The sequence below is a fragment of the Ruegeria jejuensis genome (assembly GCF_041537905.1).
Classification (GTDB): Bacteria; Pseudomonadota; Alphaproteobacteria; order Rhodobacterales; family Rhodobacteraceae; genus Ruegeria_C.
In genome coordinates, this window is the sequence record NZ_JBGRUO010000007.1 from 195,662 (window position 1) to 211,428 (window position 15,767).

General features: G+C 62.9%; 14 protein-coding genes. 9 read left to right on the top strand and 5 right to left on the bottom strand.

Annotated features, from left to right (window positions below; all coding sequences use genetic code 11):
• Nucleotides 1–24: 24 nt before the first annotated feature.
• From nadC to nadA, 3 genes are read right to left on the bottom strand one after another with little or no spacing between them, the layout of a single operon-like run.
• On the bottom strand, nt 25–876 hold the full coding sequence (nadC, locus tag AB1E34_RS10805; protein ID WP_372572354.1) for a carboxylating nicotinate-nucleotide diphosphorylase: 852 nt from the start codon (nt 874–876) through the stop codon (nt 25–27).
• Nucleotides 873–2,441: an L-aspartate oxidase gene (locus AB1E34_RS10810; protein ID WP_372572355.1), complete on the bottom strand. Its 1,569-nt coding sequence runs from the start codon at nt 2,439–2,441 to the stop codon at nt 873–875. The genes nadC and AB1E34_RS10810 overlap by 4 nt, the downstream gene beginning before the upstream one ends.
• Nucleotides 2,442–2,450: 9 nt before the next feature.
• Nucleotides 2,451–3,503: a quinolinate synthase NadA gene (gene nadA / locus AB1E34_RS10815; RefSeq protein WP_372572356.1), complete on the bottom strand. Its 1,053-nt coding sequence runs from the start codon at nt 3,501–3,503 to the stop codon at nt 2,451–2,453.
• A 276-nt stretch (nt 3,504–3,779) separates the two neighbouring features.
• On the opposite strand from nadA, the gene AB1E34_RS10820 reads away from it, so the two are divergent.
• From AB1E34_RS10820 to AB1E34_RS10860, 9 genes are all read left to right on the top strand, one after another.
• Nucleotides 3,780–5,051, top strand: coding sequence for an imelysin family protein (locus AB1E34_RS10820; RefSeq protein WP_372572357.1), 1,272 nt, complete (start codon nt 3,780–3,782; stop codon nt 5,049–5,051).
• Between the two features lie 54 nt (nt 5,052–5,105).
• Nucleotides 5,106–5,405: a (2Fe-2S)-binding protein gene (locus AB1E34_RS10825; protein WP_372572358.1), complete on the top strand. Its 300-nt coding sequence runs from the start codon at nt 5,106–5,108 to the stop codon at nt 5,403–5,405.
• On the top strand, nt 5,348–5,833 hold the full coding sequence (gene bfr / locus AB1E34_RS10830) for a bacterioferritin (RefSeq protein WP_372572359.1): 486 nt from the start codon (nt 5,348–5,350) through the stop codon (nt 5,831–5,833). The genes AB1E34_RS10825 and bfr overlap by 58 nt, the downstream gene beginning before the upstream one ends.
• On the top strand, nt 5,820–7,343 hold the full coding sequence (locus tag AB1E34_RS10835) for a di-heme oxidoreductase family protein (protein WP_372572360.1): 1,524 nt from the start codon (nt 5,820–5,822) through the stop codon (nt 7,341–7,343). Before bfr ends, AB1E34_RS10835 begins: the two co-directional genes overlap by 14 nt.
• On the top strand, nt 7,344–8,336 hold the full coding sequence (locus AB1E34_RS10840; RefSeq protein WP_372572361.1) for an imelysin family protein: 993 nt from the start codon (nt 7,344–7,346) through the stop codon (nt 8,334–8,336).
• Between the two features lies 1 nt (nt 8,337).
• Nucleotides 8,338–9,417, top strand: a complete 1,080-nt coding sequence (locus tag AB1E34_RS10845) for a DUF1513 domain-containing protein (RefSeq protein ID WP_372572362.1) — start codon at nt 8,338–8,340, stop codon at nt 9,415–9,417.
• Nucleotides 9,418–9,681: 264 nt separating this feature from the next.
• Nucleotides 9,682–11,373 carry a thiamine pyrophosphate-binding protein gene (locus tag AB1E34_RS10850; RefSeq protein ID WP_372572363.1) on the top strand — a complete coding sequence of 564 codons (1,692 nt, stop codon included), beginning with the start codon at nt 9,682–9,684 and terminating at the stop codon, nt 11,371–11,373.
• Nucleotides 11,348–12,850 (top strand): FG-GAP-like repeat-containing protein, encoded by a 1,503-nt coding sequence (locus AB1E34_RS10855; RefSeq protein WP_372572364.1) that lies wholly within the window; start codon nt 11,348–11,350, stop codon nt 12,848–12,850. The genes AB1E34_RS10850 and AB1E34_RS10855 overlap by 26 nt, the downstream gene beginning before the upstream one ends.
• A 181-nt stretch (nt 12,851–13,031) precedes the next feature.
• The gene (locus tag AB1E34_RS10860; protein WP_372572365.1) at nt 13,032–13,196 is read left to right on the top strand and encodes a hypothetical protein; all 165 of its coding nucleotides are present in this window, start codon (nt 13,032–13,034) and stop codon (nt 13,194–13,196) included.
• A 247-nt stretch (nt 13,197–13,443) separates the two neighbouring features.
• On the opposite strand, the gene AB1E34_RS10865 is transcribed toward AB1E34_RS10860, so the two are convergent.
• Together AB1E34_RS10865 and AB1E34_RS10870 are read right to left on the bottom strand one after the other, a co-directional pair.
• Complete coding sequence (locus AB1E34_RS10865) at nt 13,444–14,631, bottom strand: GAK system CofD-like protein (RefSeq protein WP_372572366.1); 1,188 nt, start codon at nt 14,629–14,631, stop codon at nt 13,444–13,446.
• A 72-nt stretch (nt 14,632–14,703) separates the two neighbouring features.
• The gene (locus AB1E34_RS10870) at nt 14,704–15,720 is read right to left on the bottom strand and encodes an AbrB family protein (RefSeq protein WP_372572367.1); all 1,017 of its coding nucleotides are present in this window, start codon (nt 15,718–15,720) and stop codon (nt 14,704–14,706) included.
• Between the last annotated feature and the right edge of the window lie 47 nt (nt 15,721–15,767).

A 15,767-nucleotide genomic window follows, 5' to 3' on the forward strand; every position in this document is an offset into this window, starting at 1 on the left:
CCAGACCCTAGAACGCTTTCCCGATCACCCGAAGTCCAGCCCCAGATCAATCGTTCGATAAGAATGGGTCAGCGCGCCGGAGGAGATATAGTCAACCCCGGTGGCGGCAATTGCGGCTACCGTCTCGCCGGTGACATTGCCCGAGGCCTCGGCGATCAGCCGCCCGTCGATCATCGCAACCGCCTCGCGCAACGTGTCGGGTGACATGTTGTCGAGCAACACCACCTCCGCGCCGCCGACCTGCAACACCTCGGCCAGTTGATCCAGCGTGTCCACCTCGATCTCGACCTTCACCATATGTGAGGCCTGCGCCTTGGTGGCCGCCATCACTGGTGCGATGCCCCCGGCAGCAGCGATGTGGTTGTCCTTGATCAGGATCGCGTCGGACAGTGAATGGCGGTGGTTGAAGCCGCCCCCATGCAGCACCGCCTGCTTTTCGACAATGCGCAGGCCCGGCGTGGTTTTGCGGGTGCAGGTGATGCGCGCTTTGGCGCCCTTGGTCTCAGCGACCAAAGCAGCGGTTTGGGTTGCCACCCCGGTGAGGCGGCCCGCGAAGTTCAGCGCCACCCGTTCAGCCGACAGGATCGAGGCAGCGCTGCCCTGGATCTCCATCAGCGTATCGCCTTTCCGGCAGGGCTCGCCATCGTTGATCAGCGTGTTCACATTCAGGTCGCTATCCATCAGGCGGAAAGCCAGCCGCGCCACCTGCATGCCCGAGACAACAGCGTCTTCGCGGGCATTCAGACGCGCAGCATAGGTGGTGGTGGCGGGGATCACCGTGCGGGTGGTGATATCGCCATTGGTGCCGAGGTCTTCTAGCAGCGCTGCGCGGACCATCGGTTCCAACACCAGATCGGGCAGGGGGGCTTGGGTCATGTCATGTCCTTTGCGATCTGGTCGCGCAGTGCCAGCGCATCGCGCAAATGCAGTGGGGCGCGGCGGCCCGGCCCGTCTTCGGTCTGGGGGAAGTCTGACCGGCAATGCGCGCCCCGGCTTTCCTCACGCAGTAGCGCAGCGGCGGTGATCAGGGTGGCGGTGGCGGTCATGTTTTTGAACGCGTCGCAGGCCGGGTGGTCTTGTTCCAGCTTCGCAAGTATCGCCAGCGCGCGGCGCAGCCCGTCGCCGTCCCGCACAACGCCCACATGGTCGGTCATGGTCTGGCGCAGCTCTGTGACAGCCTTGGGGTCGGCGCTCTGACCGTCCGACTGGAAATCAAGGTCGAGCCGCGGGGCGCTATCGGGCAGGGGGGTGTTTTTCGCGATGTCCTGCGCGCAGGCGCGGGCAAAGACCAGCGCTTCCAGCAACCCGTTCGAGGCCAGACGATTGGCACCGTGCAACCCGGTCGAGGCGGCCTCGCCACACGCCCAGAGACCATCGAGCGTAGCACGCCCGTTCAGGTCGGTGGCAACTCCGCCCATATGATAATGCGCGGCGGCGGCTACAGGGATGGGTTGCGCCACCGGGTCCAGCCCGTTGCGGGCACAAGCCTGAGCCACGATGGGGAACTCGGTCAGGATGCGGGGGCCGATCGCGGCGCGCGTGTCGAGCATCGGACGCAGTCCGGCCTGTGTTTGGGCATAGATGGCGCGGGCGACAACGTCGCGCGGCGCAAGCTCGGCTTCGGGGTGCAGATCGGTCATGAAGCGGGTACCGTCGCGGTTGATCAGTACCGCGCCGTCGCCGCGCAGCGCTTCGGTGGCGAGCGGCGCAGGGTCCTCACCCACATCAATGGCAGTGGGGTGGAACTGGACAAATTCCGCATCCGCGATGGCGGCCCCGGCGCGGGCGGCCATGCCGATCACCTGGCCGCGAATGCGCGGCGGATTGGTGGTCAGCGCATAAAGCCCGCCAGAGCCGCCGCCCGCCAACAGGATTGCTGACCCGCGCAGCAGAACAGGTTGCGATCCGGCCTCATCGGAGCGGGTCAGAACCACGCCGGTGACGCGATTGCCGTCACTTTCCAACCGCACCGCCTGGGTGCCTTCCAGCACCTGCACCGATTGTGTTTCCCGCAATTCGGCGATCAGCGCGCGCATGATCTCCGCCCCGGCCTGATCGCCCTTGACCCGCACCACGCGGGCCATGGAATGCGCCGCTTCGCGCGACAGCACGTAGCCGCCATCGCTTGTGCGATCAAAGCCGGTGCCCAGATCGGTCAGGTCCAGAACGTGGTCGCGCGCCGCACGGGTGACGAACTCGGCCACCGCCGCATCCACCGCGCCTGCGCCTGCGCGCACCGTATCAGCGGCGTGGGCTTCGGGGCTGTCATTGGGATTCATCGCGGCGGCAACGCCGCCCTGCGCCCAGGCTGAACTTGCGCCCACGCCCAACGGATCGGGCGAGATCATCACCACCGGACGGGGCGCGAGTTTCAGCGCCGCGTAGATCGCGGCCAGCCCGGCGCCGACAATGACCACCCGATCGGTGGTAAGCAGTTGCATGGAGCTGGCTCAGATACCGAGCTGACGGCTGAGGTCAATCATCCGCTGCACCGACAGGCGCGCCTTGTCGGCCACGGCAGGGTCAACCTCGACCTGACCGGTCATGGTGTTGAGCGCATAAAGCACCTTCTCCAGCGTGATCTTCTTCATGAAGGGACACATGTTGCAGGGGCCGACGAAATCGACCTCGGGCAGTTGGTCCGAGATGTTCGAGGCCATCGAACATTCGGTGATCAGCAGCGCCTTTTCCGGCTTTTCATCGGTGACGTATTTGATGATGCCGCTGGTGGAGCCGGAGAAATCGGCCTCGGCCACCACATCGGGCGGGCATTCGGGATGGGCGATCAGGCGGGTGCCGGGGTTCCATTCCCGGAAATCGCGCAAATCCTTGGCCGAATACTGCTCATGCACGATGCAGGAGCCTTCCCACCAGACGATGTTTTTCTGCGGGACCTCCTTGGCCACGTTTTGCGCCAGATACTGGTCCGGCGTCATGATCACAGTGTCGCTCTCTTGCGCCGCGACGATCTGAGCGGCGTTGGACGACGTGCAGCAGATGTCGGAGGCTGCTTTGACCTCGGCGGTGGTGTTCACATAGGTAACCACTGGCGCGCCGGGATAGCGGCGGCGCATTTCAGCCACGCCTTCGGCGGTGATGGATTCGGCCAGCGAACAGCCTGCCTCCATATCCGGCATCAGGACGGTTTTTTCGGGGCTGAGAATTTTTGAGGTCTCGGCCATGAAATGCACGCCGCATTGCACGATCACATCGGCCTCGACCTCGGTTGCCTTGATAGCAAGCTGCAGGCTGTCACCGCCGAAATCCGAGATGCCGTGAAAAATCTCTGGCGTCATGTAGTTATGGCCCAGGATCACTGCGTTGCGCTCTTTCTTGAGCGCATTGATCGCCTTGACGTAGGGCGCATAGATCGCCCAGTCCGCGGGCGTGACCACCCGGCTCATGCGGTCATAGATATGGCTCAGCTCAGCCGCGATCTCGGGCGAGGGCGCAAGATCGTATTTGTCGGAAAGCGAGGCGCGAAGCGTTGGCAGATCGAACAAGGGAACAGCCCCCAGTTTGTTGAGTCCGGGGTGCATATAAGGAGTTTCGCCCAGCTTGGCCACCAGCAAGGCCCCCGCGCCAGCGCTAACGTGACGGTTTTTTGACAGATTCTTTCCGTTCCGCTGTCCTGGTGCGTCTTTCGGACACAGGGATTTGCAATCCAGAGTAAAAAACTCGGGTTGACTATCCCGATTAAATTACTCAGTTATGGCGCGTCTTTCTGAGTCTCATCCGGGGGACAGGACGGGACCAAAGCTGAACAAGGGATATTTCAGATGAGAACTGCGCTTCTTTCGACCGCGTTTGCAGCGATTGCGCTGAGTGCGCCAGGCCTGGCGTCAGCCGATGTCAGCAAGGCTGATGTGCTGGCCAACTATTCGAACATCGCGGCGGCGAAATATGGCGATAGCGTTGCAACCGCAAAGCTGCTGCAGGCGGCAGTGGATGCGCTGATAGCGGCCCCGTCGGCGGAGACGCTGCAGGCGGCGAAGGCGGCGTGGCTGGTCTCGCGCGTGCCCTATCAGCAGACCGAGGTCTACCGCTTCGGTAATGCGATTGTCGATGACTGGGAAGGCAAGGTAAACGCCTGGCCGCTGGATGAAGGCCTGATCGATTATGTGGACGCCTCCTATGGCGGGCCCACCGACGACAATGAATTTGCCGCTCTGAACGTGATCGCAAACCCGAATTTCGCCCTGTCCGGCAATGAGATCGACGCCAGCGAGATCACGCCCGAACTGCTGGCTGACACCCTGCATGAGGCGGACGGGATCGAGGCGAACGTCGCCACCGGCTATCACGCCATTGAATTCCTGCTCTGGGGTCAGGACCTGAACGGTCATGGCACTGGCGCAGGCAACCGGCCCTGGACCGATTACGCTCGGGATGACGCTTGCACCAACGGCAATTGCGACCGCCGCGCGGCCTATCTGAAGGCGGCAACCGATCTGCTGGTAAGCGATCTGGAATGGATGGCGGCACAATGGGCCGAGGGTGGCGAGGCGCGCGGCGCGCTGACCGAAAACGAGGATGCGGGCGTTGTGGCGATCCTGACCGGCATGGGCTCGCTGTCTTATGGCGAAACCGCCGGTGAGCGCATGCGCCTTGGCCTGATGCTGAACGACCCCGAGGAAGAGCATTCCTGTTTTGCCGACAACACCCATAATGACCACTATTATGATGGGCTGGGCGTGCAGAACGTCTATCTGGGCCAGTATGTCGGCGCTGATGGTACGCTGGTTTCTGGCCCGAGCCTCAGCGATCTGGTGATCGCAACCGATCCGGCGCTGGATGCCGAGATGAAGCTGAAACTGGCCAACACGATGCTGGCGCTTGGTCGCATCAAGACTGCGGCCGAGGCAGGCTTTGCCTATGACCAGATGCTGGAGCGCGGCAATGCGGCGGGCGAAGCGCTGGTGATGGGCGGCGTGGCCGGTCTGGTCGATCAGACCAAGAGCATCGAACGCGTGGTCAGCGCCCTGGGCCTGGATCAGGTGGATTTCGAAGGCTCCGACAGCCTGGATAACCCGGATGCGGTTTTCCAGTAACGAGTAACTGCCGGGCGCACCCCGCGCCCGGCCCGTTTTGATCAGGATGTGAACATGATCGTCTGTCACTGCCAGAATATTTCGGACACCGAGATCGACGCCGCCATCGACTGGATGCGCGCCTCGGACCCGCGGGCCCTGATCACACCCGGCAAAATCTATCGAGCACTTGGCAAGGCCGCGGATTGCGGCGGCTGCATGCCACTCTTTTTGGACTCCATGAGAAAAAACGATAACTTGGAAATACCCGTTCAACTCCGGTCCCTCAGGGGCGGAGCAACAAAGGAACCCAGCGAATGCAAGGCGACAGCAAAGTCATTGAATACCTCAACGAGTCTCTCCGGCACGAACTAACGGCGGTCAGCCAGTACTGGCTGCATTACCGGTTGCAGGATGATTGGGGCCTGGGCCACATGGCCAAGAAAAGCCGCGAGGAATCCATCGAAGAGATGGAGCATGCCGACAAGCTAATCGAGCGGATCATCTTCCTGGAAGGCCACCCCAATCTGCAAAAGCTGAACCCTCTGCGGATCGGTCAGACACCCAAAGAGACGATGGAATGCGATCTGGCCGCCGAACAGGAAGCGCAGGCGCTTTATGCCGAGGCGCGCAAATACTGCCAGTCGGTCGGGGATTTCGTCTCGATGGCGCTGTTCGAGGGGTTGCTGGCCGATGAAGAGGGTCATATCGACTTTCTCGAAACCCAGCTGGAACTTCATGACCGGATCGGTGCGGAAAACTATGCGCAGCTCAACGCGTCTAAAATGGATGAGGCTGAGTAGCCTTGTCATGCTGGCCGGGCTGATCGGCCCGGCCGCTTTTGCGGCCGAGACGGAAACCGCGCCGCTGCGCGACCGCCATCTCAACAGTCTGCCCCGGACCGAGGAAGAGAGGGCGCGGATCGCCGCCGTCACCGCCCCGGCCACGGATTTTTTGCAACCCCAGCAATTCGAACACCTCTCTGCTGGCGCCGCCACCGTGCGGTCGCGTAGCGACGCGGATGCGTTCTCGCAACCCTCGGCCAATCTGAGCTTTGAGCAGGAGCTGGATTTCCGCGTCGGCAATGGGCTCTTCAAGAAGATCTGGGTATCGTCGCCCTCATCGACCCTGGCCTCGGACGGGTTGGGGCCGCTTTACAACGCACGCGCCTGTCAGCGCTGCCATATTAAGGACGGACGCGGCCATCCGCCGCTTTCGTCCGATGACAGCCCGGTCTCGTTCCTGCTGCGGATATCAGTGCCTGGCGAGGCGGGCGCGGAAGCGATCGAGGGCTATCTGGCGACGCAACCCGACCCGGTCTATGGCGAACAATTGCAGGATTTCGCGCTGCCGGGGCATCCGGCGGAATACACGTTGCGGATCACCTACGAAGAGATTGATCTGCCGCTGTCGGACGGAGAACAGGCGACATTGCGCAAGCCGATCTATCACGTGGATGACCTCGGCTATGGCCCGCTGCATCCGCAAGCCATGCTCAGCCCACGCGTGGCGCCGCAGATGATCGGGCTTGGCCTGCTCGAAGCCATTCCAACGGCGGATATTCTGGCCGGTGCCGACCCCGAGGATGCGGATGGCGATGGCATATCGGGCCGCGCCAATATCGTCTGGTCGCTGGAGCAGGGCCGCCCGATGCTCGGCCGGTTCGGGCACAAGGCGGGTCAGCCCACCGTAAGCCAGCAATCGGCGGCGGCGTTCTCGGGCGATATCGGGATATCCTCGCCGCTCTTTCCCGCACCTGCGGGCGATTGCACCGAGGCGCAGATGGATTGCCTTGTTGCGCCGCACGGCGATGATCCGGTGCGCGTGCATGAGGTAGATCAGGTGGCGCTGGACCTCACCAGCTTTTATAGCCGCAATCTGGGCGTGCCCGCACGGCGCGATGAGGACGACCCTGAGGTGCTGCGGGGCAAACAGGTGTTCAACGAGACGGGTTGTGTCGCCTGCCATACCCCGGCCTTTGTCACCCACCGGCTGGAGGATCGTCCCGAGCACAGTTTCCAACTGATCTGGCCCTATACCGACATGTTGCTGCATGACATGGGCGAGGGGCTGGCCGACAACCGCCCCGAAGGCCGCGCCACCGGGCACGAATGGCGCACGCCGCCGCTCTGGGGGATTGGCCTGACCGAGCAGGTCTCGGGCCACACCCGGTTCCTGCATGACGGGCGCGCGCGGTCGCTGCTTGAAGCGGTGCTGTGGCATGGTGGCGAGGCGCAGGCCCAGCGGGATGCGGTGATCGAGATGCCCAAACGTGACCGTGACGCCCTGATCCGATTTCTGGAGAGCCTGTAGATGATGCGTATCCTTGCCCTGTGCCTGATGGCCCTGCCCGGCGCGACCCTAGCTCAGACGCCTGTGCGGCAGGTGGTCGATGGCCATATCCTGCCAGGGTTTCAGACGCTGGCGCAGCGGACCGAGGAGCTGAAAGCAGCAAGCGCTGAGGGCTGCACGGGTCTTGAAGCTCCCTATCACGACACGTTTGATGCCTGGATGGGCGTGTCACATCTGCGCTTTGGCCCGACCGAGACGCAGGATCGCGCCTTTGCCATCGCCTTCTGGCCTGACACCAAAGGGTTCACGCCCAAATCACTGTCTGCGCTGATAGCGGATCAGGACCCGGCTGTGAAAAACCCGGCGGAATTTGGTGAGGTGTCCGTCGCCGCGCGCGGCCTCTTTGCGTTGGAATTTCTACTGTATGACGCGCAGCTTTCGGCCGCGGGGGATGAGGCCTATCGCTGCGATTTGATCCGAGCAATAGCCGAAGACATGGACCGGATCGTGGTCGACATCCTGTCTGACTGGACACCACATTATGCCGCGCTGCTGACCGCGCCCGGCCCCGACAGTCGCTATCGCAGCGACGAGGAAGCGGCGCAGGAACTGTTCAAAGCGCTCACGACGGGGTTGCAATTTACCAGTGATACGCGCCTGGGACGCCCGATGGGCAGTTTCGACAAGCCGCGCCCGAACCGCGCCGAAGCCCGCCGCTCGGAGCGGTCGCTGCGCAACGTGATCCTGTCGCTGGCAGCGCTGCGCGATCTGGCGACGCTGCTCTCGCAGGGGCATCCGGGGACGGCAGCGGAGCTTGATGCCGCATTCGACCGCAGCATTGGCCTGGCCAAACGGTTGGAGGACCCGGTTTTCGCTGGTGTTGCCACGCCGCAGGGTCGGTTCCGGGTCGAGGCGCTGCAAAACAGTATCGACGAAATCCGCGCAATCACCGCAACCCAGCTTGGCCCGCAACTTGGCGTCGCGGCGGGGTTCAATTCGCTGGACGGAGATTGAGATGACCACACGGCGCCGCTTTCTAGCCGGTCTCGCGGCAACAAGCGCATTGCCCGCCGCCGGCTGGGCCGAGGCGGGTGCACCGGACTATCTGGCCGCCGCCCTGTTTCCCGATGGCTCCTATCGGCTGGCCGGGCTGCGTGCCTCGGGTGAGATGGTCTTTGACCTGCCCCTGCCTGGCAGGGGCCATGCCGCGGCCGCCCATCCTGTGCAGCCCGAAGCCGTGGCGTTTGCCCGCAGACCGGGCCGGTTTGCACTGGTGATCGATTGTCTGACAGGTCAGCGCATCGCCACGCTAGACGCACCCGAGGGGCGGCATTTCTACGGCCATGGCGTGTTTTCGCGCGATGGCCGGACGTTGTTCACCACCGAGAACGACTATGATGCGGGGCAGGGGGTGATCGGGCTCTGGGATGCCACGCGGGCGTATGCGCGGATTGGCGAGATGTCCTCGGGCGGGGTCGGGCCGCATGACATGATACTGATGCCCGATGGCGAAACACTGGCCATCGCCAATGGCGGCATCGAGACCCATCCCGATACCGGCCGCGCCAAACTGAACCTGCCTTTCATGGAGCCAAACCTGAGCTATATGACGCTGGAGGGCCGCCTGCTGGAACAGGTCGCGCCGCCGCCGGGGCAGCACAAGAACTCCATCCGCCATCTGGCACTGCGCGGCGATGGGCTGCTGGGCTTTGCGATGCAATGGCAGGGTGAGACAACCAAGCATCCGCCCCTGCTGGGCTTGCACCGGCGCGGCTCCGACCCGGTGTTCCTGGCCGCGCCCGAGGCGCAGCAGGCGCAGACCCAAGGTTATGCGGGCAGCATTGCCTTTTCACACGATGGCACGCGGGTGGGGATTACCGCGCCGCGCGGCGGCGCTCTGCATGTGTTCGATGCGGATGGTCACAGTTTTGCCGGGGCGCATGAGATTGAGGATGTCTGCGGCCTCGGCGCGGGGCCATCGGGGTTTTTCTTCACCGCCGGGACCGGCCTGACCGGACGGCTGGGGCAGGGGCGGCCTGCTGGACTGGTGCATTCGGGGTGCCAATGGGACAATCATCTGGTTCCGCTGGCTTGAGCAGCGGAGCCATTGCGGGCGGATCAGATACAATTGCCGTTCAGCTGGTCATGGGAACCTCGGCGCACAAGCTGACACGTCATCTGTGCGCGTTGGGACGGGCAGGCATTTTGACGCGCTCGTACGCGGATCCGCCCTCGATAAGTTATCGGCTGGGGAAGCGGAGCCTGGGTTTCCGGCTACGCAAACTTGCCAAGGCCACGATCCAGCCTCTAGGTTAGGGGCAGTTCCCTTTCTTTTAAGACAATCACAAGAGGTATTGCCATGGCATCAGAGCATTGGACGGTCGGGTCATACCTTGCGCGGCGCTTGCAGGAGGCTGGAATCAGCGACTATTTCGCAGTGCCTGGGGATTACAATCTGGTGCTGCTCGATGAGTTGCTGGGCAATCCGGACCTGCGGATGATCAGTTGCTGTAACGAGTTGAACGCAGGCTACGCTGCCGATGGCTATGCGCGTGCAACCGGTGGCCCCTCAGCGGCGGTGGTCACCTTCTCGGTGGGCGGGCTGAGCCTGCTGAATGCGGTGGCGGGGGCCTATGCCGAAGACCTGCCGATGATCGCCATTTCCGGCGGCCCCAACACCAATTCCGAGGCCGAGTGGGAATATCTGCATCACACTCTGGGCGAGGTCGATTACGGCTATCAGCGCGAGATTTTCGACCGGGTCACCGCCGAGGCGGTGCGCATCCATCACCCCTCGCTTGCCCCGGTAGCGATCGACCGGGCCATCGACACCGCGATGCTGCGCCGCAAGCCGGTGTATATCGAGATCGCCTCGAATATCGCAAATGCGCCCACCTCTGCGCCGATTGCCCGCAGCTTTGCCCGGCAGGTCACCAGTGATCCGAGTTCACTGGCCGCCGCCGTCGATCACGCGGCCACGGTTCTGAATGCCGCCGCACGCCCGGTCTTGATCGCGGGCAGCAAGACCCGCGCGGCGCGAGCGGAACCGGCCCTGCGCGCCCTGGCCGATGCTTGCGGCTATGCGCAGGCGGCAATGCCCAATGCCAAGAGCTTTCTTTCCGAGGCGCACGAGAATTACATGGGCATCTACTGGGGCCCGGTCAGTACGCCGGGTTGCGGTGAGATCGTCGATGCCGCCGACGCGCTGCTTTTTGCCGGGCCGGTCTTTACCGATTACACCACAACGGGTCATCAGCTTGGGTTCGAAACGTCCAAGGCGGTGATTGCGCATCCCATCTCGGTCCAGTTGGGCGAGACAAGGTACAGCAATGTGCGCATGGACGAGTTTCTGGAAGCGCTGAGCGGTAGGCTGACCCCGAGTGACGGCGCGGTCAAAGCCTTTGAGCGGGTCCGCACCCCGCGCCATGTACCTGCGCCCGGCGTGGCCGAGACGCCGTTGACCGTACGCCAGCTTTTCGCGCGGATCGAGAGCCTGCTGGAAGGCGACAGCACCCTGCTGGTCGAAACAGGCGATTCCTGGTTCAACGGCATGGATGTTGCGTTGCCCGACGGGGCGCGGTTCGAGATCCAGATGCAATATGGCTCAATCGGCTGGTCGGTCGGTGCAACGCTGGGCTATGCACTTGGCAAAAGCGGTGGTCGGTTGATTTCCTGCATCGGTGACGGTTCGTTCCAGCTAACCGCGCAGGAAATCTCGACCATGATCCGCTATGATGCAAACCCGATCATCTTTCTTATTAACAATGGCGGCTACACGATCGAGGTGGAAATTCATGATGGCCCCTATAACACGATCAAGAACTGGGACTATTCCCGGCTGATCGAGGTGTTTAGCGCAGGCGAGGGCAAAGCCTGGGGGACACGGGCAACCACCGAGGGCGAGTTGGATGAAGCGGTCGCCGAGGCGCAGAGTCGGGACGGTTTGTGCTTCATCGAAGTGGCGATCGACCGCGACGATTGCAATGTCAACCTGCTGCGCTGGGGCAATCAGGTGGCGCGCAACAATGGACGCCCCAATCGCTGCAGGTAAAGTCATGGGCCGCAGAGGTTTGCGCATTATCTGGATCTTGATCGGCCAGCTTGCCGTGCTTTCGCCCGCCCTGGCGGCGCCCTATCCCGAGAATCCGATGGTGTTCGAACTTGACATCCCGTTGATCTCGCCCTCGGAAGGCGGGTTGTTTGCCCATGACCTGACAGGGGATGGCAATATGGATTTCCTCATAACGGCGCCGGGCCATATAGCGGCCTATTCGAACAAGGGCGCGCCACTCTGGCAGATACAGGACAACATCAACCTGGGTCAAAGCGCACAGGGGTTTCCGTTTCCGGGAAGCCATGGACCGGGAGCGATTGCAGGTGACATGGATGGGGACGGTGCCGAGGAACTGGCCTATCTGCGGCCCGATGGCACGTTGGTCATCCGCGAAGGCGGGACCGGTCAAATCAAACGGAGCTATGACTTTCCGGGGGCGCAGGGATTGGCGATCGCCGATTTTCGCGGCACCGGTGATCGCGATGCGGTGCTGCAATACTCGCAAAACGAATTGCGGGCTATCAGCTTGGAATCCGGTGAAACGCTTTGGCATGTAACCGATTGGCAGGGGGTGGAGCACGGCATCGTTCGGGTGCTGGACCTGGATGGCGATGGTCGCGACGAAGTGCTGGGGCCGATCCTGCTGGACTCCAGGGGACAGGTGCTGCGCTCTGCAGCGCGTGAGGGCACCAAGATGAACAGTTTCGACAGTCTTGCGGTGGGTGATATATTGGCCGCGCCGGGGTTGGAGATTGCGCTGGCAGAACAGCATGGCAATGATGAAACGATCGTGATGGGTGTCACTGGCCCGGGCTGGTGGCGGCATCATGAACCGGGTGGCATCTGGGCCATTGGCGAATGCCGCCGCAGGGAAGACCCCGATAAGTTGGCGGTGGGCGAGTTCGATCCGGATCAACCCGGCCAGGAGGTCTTTGCCCGTTCCTCCTGCGGCAACCATCCATGGGTGATGGCCGGGGACGGCACTGTGATCGCGTCTTGGTCGGTAAGCGACACCGCTCCGCCGGGCTGGTGTCATGTGGGCGATTGCCGCGCCGACCCGGAGGCGAATTTCCTCCAGCGGCTGAACGACCGTATCAAGGTGGACCTGCGCGGCGGGCGCAGCCCGCGCCGCGGTGAATACGGGATCGACCTTGTGCGCCCGGTGCATTGGGACGGGACCGGGCGGCAGCTGTTGTTTGTGACCGAGCGCCATATCGACGGCCAAATCGCGCTGGTGGATGCGCTTACAGGCGATTTCCTGCGGGTCTGGCCGACCGAGGCAGCGCGGACCTACGCGGCCGACGTGACCGGAGATGCAAGGGAAGAGCTTATCGTGCTGGAAGCCCGTCCCGAGGGGTCGGCACTTAAGATATTCTGGAACGACGAACCTGCCGAAATTGTGACGCAAGACCGGCTGTGGCAGGACCGCGCGTATCGCCGGGGGCGGCAGAATTGGAATTATTACTCGCCCTGAGGCCGGCACTTGGTGATTGCGAATTTTCAGGAATGTCTTCGTGTGGACTGCATGGGCATAGAAAGAGATACCGGAACAGATTCGGCTCCAACTTGTCCACGTACCCCGTTTCCCTCGCGCGTTTTTGTTGCGACATCGGCCCCAAGCGAAAGGCTTCCCGGACTTGGTTTCCAGATGCGGCATGCGCGTTTGTGCTGATGTCGGCAACGGCGCAGTAGCGAGAGCAGGACAATGCGGGTCGATCATCAATTTGTTCGTGCTTGGCATGCCGATGCTGGGCTTTTTGATGCGGACCGTTCAGGCGGTGGGCGACCTCGCCTCTAGCCTGCGCGACCTGAATGGCTGACCGGGTCGGTGCACCGGCCTTGCAATCGCCGGAGATCGCCGCTCTGCCACCCGCCAGTTGAGCTGAGTCTTGGGTTTGTTTCTGTCGACTTCCCCTGTCGCTGCGGGACCAGATCGTGCTGCTTGATAGCAGGCTTCATGCGGTGGCGAATCTCGGCCGCGACGGCGACCCTGCAACAGGCAAACATGTCTCGGCGCCTGAAAAGAGGTTTGATGTAAACACAGCGATTGGACGCCCCCTATCTTCTTCAGGACAATGAGATCAGCATCTCGCAAACCGGTTTCGGATCATAGCGGTCCATGAGGTCGGGGCCGGAAAGCGCCAGGGGCAGGCAGGGAATGGCGAACCGCGCTTCGACCTCTTGTCGCTGGTCCGCAGGCGTGGCCTCGGTATCGCAGATCACAGCGGAGAGCAGCGTCTGGATCGGGCAGTCGGCGCCCGCATCGGTGCGCAGGCAAGCCAAGAGGGTGGCGACCTGATCGGGCAGGGTCATCCCGAGGCACTCGGGGTCGTGGCCAAGGCTGGGCAGGTAAATCTTGGGCACATCCCGCGCCGCGATTGCCCGTCCTGTCCCGTGAGGCAGCAGATTGGCCAACACGCTGGTATAGAAGCTGCCGGGGGGATAGCAGATCAGGTCTGCGCGGTCGATCAGGCGGCGGTTGCGTTTGGGCAGCGGCACCGAATTCGCGGCAAGGCGCATGCCGCCACGGGTCAGGAACAGCTCCCGGATAGGCGCCGTGATGGGCGCGGTTTCCTTGCCGGTCAGGTCTCGCTGGCCGAGTACGATCTGACCATCTTCCAGCTCCGCTCCCAGACCCAGCGTGTCATCGACGATCGCCCGCACCGTGCCGCGCACATCGACCATTTTGGACATCAGAAACAGCACCGGTTCCAGCGCGCGATCATGGCTCAGGTAACCGCCTGCAAGGATGAGATTGCCGGTGCTGGCCCCGGACAAATCGAAACCGTCGGGGCGGTGTTCGGCGAAGCTGCGTAGCTGTGACAGGATCAGACGGCGCATAGGTTGGGTAATGGCGCGCATCAGCCGATGCTCACCGGAGAGCAGCGCGCGGAATTCCTCCTCTTGCGCCGTGGCGCCAGCGTCCAGGGGAAAGCGGTAACTGAACAGGCGGAAGATGTCGGGCTGACCCAGCTCTGTCTCGTCGGCCAGTGCCATCAAGCGACTGCGCAGGTCCCCTACGGCGGGCATGTCAAAGGCCTGCCGCAGCACCTGCGAACTGCCGCCGCTGTCGAACGGCGTGATCAGGTGGATCGAGTTATGGGTATAGAGCTTGAGCCGTCGTGCAATGTCGTTGAGCGCGCTGCCGCCGCTGAGAAACAGCAACCGCGGCCCCAGATGGGGCAGGCTTCTGGCGCGCGCTACACGCAGCGGGTCCGGGATATCGGCGCTGCGCGAGATCAACAGATCTGACACCGGCAAAATTCTCCCACATGTTCACATTCGGCTATAGCAGCAGGTGGCAATAGCGGCCAGTATTGGCACTACTCAGCGCAGCCAGCGTCCAACCAGGGGCGCGCCGATGATCACCGTGATCAGCCGGGTCAGGTGGTGGGTGACCACATAGGCCACATCCGCCCCGGCAATCAGTGCGATCACGGCCATTTCAGCCTGCCCGCCGGGAGAGAAGGCCAGGATAGCGTCGACCGGGTCCGACAGGCCCAGCAGGATCACGATCTCCATGAAAATCACGGACAGCAAAGCCAAGACCAGCGTGAACCCGAGTGCAGCGACAACGATCCGGCGCAGTTCTGCCACCGTCAGCCCGACATAGCGGACACCCACCACGATGCCGATGAAGAACTGCGCGACCAGGATCGCCTCGGCCGGGGGGCGCTGGTCGATCAGCCCGGCAAGGCTGGCGATGGTGGTCAGGATCATCGGGCCGAGAATGGCCGCGCCGAACATTCCGATGGCGGCCGCGATGCGCCATCCGGCGATGGCGATGACGGCCATCAGGATCAATTGCTGATAGGGCACATCGGCCAGCGGCTTGCCGGGCGGGTTCGATAGGTCCAGATCGAAGATCTCAGTCAGAAACAATGGCAGCAGGCTGACGATAACCAGAACGCGGGTGGCGTGGACCAGGCTCAGAACCCGGGCCGAGCCGCCCGCTTCTTCGCCAAAGACCAGCATGTCCTGCAATCCGCCGGGCATCGCGGCGTAATAGCTTGTGGCGGGGTCAAAACCCCAGAGCTTGCGAAAATACGGATAGCCAATCAGCCCGATCAGCAGGATGAAAGGCGGGATCAGAGCGATGGATGCGGCCATATCGGGCAGCCGTGCCACGACAGCGGGCGTGATAGAAGCCCCCACCGCTACGCCCAGGATCGTGCGCATCCCGGCGCAGATCCGCTCCGGTGCGCGCAGATCGACCCCCAGAAGTGCTGCGGCCAGACAGGCGAACATTGGCCCCAACAGCCAGGGCAGGGGCAGGCCGATCCCGATAAAGATGGCGACACCGATAAGTGCTATGACAAGCGTACGCAGGATGGGGGATGTCATGGCGATCTCGGCATGATGAGCTAATATTTGTATACTGTTGCATACCA

Coding starts and splice junctions, on each gene's coding strand:
- AB1E34_RS10850 (WP_372572363.1), top strand. CDS start 9,682: ATGGCATCAGAGCATTGGACGGTCGGGTCATACCTTGCGCGGCGCTTG.
- AB1E34_RS10835 (WP_372572360.1), top strand. CDS start 5,820: ATGAGGCTGAGTAGCCTTGTCATGCTGGCCGGGCTGATCGGCCCGGCC.
- AB1E34_RS10845 (WP_372572362.1), top strand. CDS start 8,338: ATGACCACACGGCGCCGCTTTCTAGCCGGTCTCGCGGCAACAAGCGCA.
- AB1E34_RS10855 (WP_372572364.1), top strand. CDS start 11,348: ATGGACGCCCCAATCGCTGCAGGTAAAGTCATGGGCCGCAGAGGTTTG.
- AB1E34_RS10860 (WP_372572365.1), top strand. CDS start 13,032: ATGCGCGTTTGTGCTGATGTCGGCAACGGCGCAGTAGCGAGAGCAGGA.
- AB1E34_RS10810 (WP_372572355.1), bottom strand. CDS start 2,441: ATGCAACTGCTTACCACCGATCGGGTGGTCATTGTCGGCGCCGGGCTG.
- AB1E34_RS10825 (WP_372572358.1), top strand. CDS start 5,106: ATGATCGTCTGTCACTGCCAGAATATTTCGGACACCGAGATCGACGCC.
- AB1E34_RS10870 (WP_372572367.1), bottom strand. CDS start 15,720: ATGACATCCCCCATCCTGCGTACGCTTGTCATAGCACTTATCGGTGTC.
- AB1E34_RS10840 (WP_372572361.1), top strand. CDS start 7,344: ATGATGCGTATCCTTGCCCTGTGCCTGATGGCCCTGCCCGGCGCGACC.
- nadC (WP_372572354.1), bottom strand. CDS start 876: ATGACCCAAGCCCCCCTGCCCGATCTGGTGTTGGAACCGATGGTCCGC.
- AB1E34_RS10820 (WP_372572357.1), top strand. CDS start 3,780: ATGAGAACTGCGCTTCTTTCGACCGCGTTTGCAGCGATTGCGCTGAGT.
- bfr (WP_372572359.1), top strand. CDS start 5,348: ATGCAAGGCGACAGCAAAGTCATTGAATACCTCAACGAGTCTCTCCGG.